This is a genomic window from Acidimicrobiales bacterium, assembly GCA_036273495.1.
Classification (GTDB): domain Bacteria; phylum Actinomycetota; class Acidimicrobiia; order Acidimicrobiales; family JAJPHE01; genus DASSEU01.
Genome location: DASUHN010000009.1, coordinates 1 through 2,433 on the forward strand (window position 1 = coordinate 1; position 2,433 = coordinate 2,433).

A 2,433-nucleotide genomic window follows, 5' to 3' on the forward strand; every position below is an offset into this window, starting at 1 on the left:
TTCCGCCGCGAGGCCCAGGCGGCCGCCAACCTCAACCACCCCAACGTGGTCAACGTCTACGACTGGGGGGAGGCGGACGGGTCGTACTTCATCGTGATGGAGTTCGTCGACGGCCGCACCCTCTCGCAGCTGATCCGCACCGAAGGGCCCCTGCCGGCGGCGCGCGCCGCCGCCATCGGGGCCGACATCGGCGCCGCCCTGGCCTTCGCCCATCGCAACGGGGTGATCCACCGCGACGTCAAGCCGGGCAACGTGCTGGTCTGCGACGACGACCGGGTGAAGGTGACCGACTTCGGCATCGCCCGCGCCGCCAGCGCCTCGGCGGAGGCCCACCTGACCCAGACCGGCGCCGTGCTCGGGACCGCCACCTACTTCTCCCCCGAGCAGGCCGAGGGCAGCGACGTCGACGAGCGCAGCGACGTGTACTCCCTCGGCGTCGTGCTCTACGAGATGGTGACCGGCCAGCCCCCGTTCACCGGCGACAACCCGGTGTCGATCGCCTACAAGCACGTCCGGGAGGACCCCGAGCCCCCGACGGCGCGCATGCAGGGCATCTCCCCGGCGTTCGAGGCGGTGGTGATGAAGGCCCTGGCCAAGGATCCGGCCCGCCGCTACCAGAGCGCCCAGGCCCTGCGCTCCGACCTCATGCGCTTCTCCCAGGGCCGGCCCGTCGAGGCGGGCGAGCCGGTCACGGCGCTGGCCGGGGTGGTCGGCGCCACCACCGTCACCCCCGCCGCCACCCCCGGCATGGCCGCCGACGCCACCCGGGTGGGCGCAGCCGTGGCCGTCGAGGAGCGCGCCGGCGGTCCGCCGCGGGGCAGCCGGTCGGGTGCCTACCTGGCCCTGCTGCTGGTGCTCCTGCTGATCCTGGCCGCCATCCTGGCCCTGGTCGGCCACAACCTCGGCCTGTTCGGCTCGTCGTCGTCGGGGAAGGTCAACGTCCCGAGCGTGCTCGGCCAACAGGCCCAGCAGGCCCAGCAGGCCCTCATCGCCGACGGCTTCTCGGTGAAGCAGGTCCAGCAGAACCAGCCCGGCATCACCGCCGGCCAGGTCTTCCGCCAGGACCCCCAACCCGGGACCAGCTCGTCGCGGGGCGCGACGGTGACGATCTACGTCGAGCAGGCGGGCCAGGTCCAGGTGCCCGACGTGCGCAACCAGAGCTACAACGACGCCAGCGCCAAGCTCACCGGCCTGGGCCTGGCCGTGCAGGTGCAGAACCAGACCAGCGACTCGGTCGCGCCCGACACCGTGATCAACCAGAACCCGCCCCCGGGGAGCAAGGTGCCCGGCGGCTCCACCGTGACCCTCACCGTCTCGAGCGGGACCTCCTCCGTGCAGGTGCCCGACGTGACCGGGCTGTCCGAGGCCCAGGCCGCCAACGAGCTGGGCCAGGCCGGGCTGTCGGTGGGCTCGGTGCGCAACGAGCCCAACAACAGCGTCCCCCAGGGCAGCGTGGTCTCCACCGACCCGCCGGCCAACGCGTCGGTGCCCAAGGGCACGGCGGTCACGATCTTCGTGTCCAGCGGATCGGAGACCACCACCACGTCGTCGACGACCACAACCAGCCTGGTGACCACGACGTTCCCGACCCAGACCACGACCACCACCACACCCACCACCACGACCACCCCCACCACCACCTCCACCAAGCCCCCGCACCCCTAGGCGGAACGGGGGGGTCAGCCCAGCGTGGCCAGGAAGTTGCCGAGGAGGCGGGGCCCCTCGGTGGTGAGGATCGACTCCGGGTGGAACTGCACGCCCTCCACCGGGAGGCTGCGGTGGCGCACCGCCATCACCACCCCGTCGGCCGTCTCGGCGGTGACCTCGAGATCGGTGGGGAGGCGGTCGACCACGAGGGAGTGGTAGCGGGTGGCGGTGAACGGCGACGGCAGGCCGGCCAGCACGCCCTCCCCCCGGTGGTGCACGTCGGAGGTCTTGCCGTGCATCAGCTCCGGCGCATGGACGATCTCGGCGCCGAAGGCGGCACCGATGCACTGGTGGCCGAGGCACACCCCGAGCAGGGGCACCCGCCCCGCCATCCGCCGCACCACCTCGGTGCTGACGCCGGCGCCCTCGGGCCGGCCCGGGCCTGGCGAGATCACGATCCCGTCCGGCGCCAGCGCCTCGACCCCCCCGACGTCGATCTCGTCGTTGCGGTGCACGATCGGCTCGGCGCCGAGGTCCCCCATCTCCTGCACCAGGTTGTAGACGAACGAGTCGTAGTTGTCGATGACGAGGACACGGGGGGACACGGGCCGCGGAACCTAACGCGCCGGCGCCGTCACCGGCACCGCATATCGGGGCACCACCCCGCCGGAGAAGGCGGGGGCGGTGGCGCCCGAGACCGTGCTCACGTCGAGCTTCAGCCCGTACGTCGACGCCTCCACCCCGAGCTCGCGCACCAGACCGTCGCCCTCGAAGCGCGACCGGTCG

The 2,433-nt window shown here is 72.7% G+C and carries 2 protein-coding genes; one reads left to right on the top strand and one right to left on the bottom strand.

Annotation, left to right across the window (positions count from 1 at the left end; genetic code table 11):
• A partial coding sequence (gene pknB / locus VFW24_00250; protein ID HEX5265180.1) for a Stk1 family PASTA domain-containing Ser/Thr kinase occupies window positions 1–1,665 on the top strand: 1,665 nt, incomplete at its 5' end.
• Between the two features lie 14 nt (window positions 1,666–1,679).
• Here the strand turns inward: pknB and VFW24_00255 are convergent.
• Window positions 1,680–2,252, bottom strand: a complete 573-nt coding sequence (locus VFW24_00255; protein HEX5265181.1) for an aminodeoxychorismate/anthranilate synthase component II — start codon at window positions 2,250–2,252, stop codon at window positions 1,680–1,682.
• Between the last annotated feature and the right edge of the window lie 181 nt (window positions 2,253–2,433).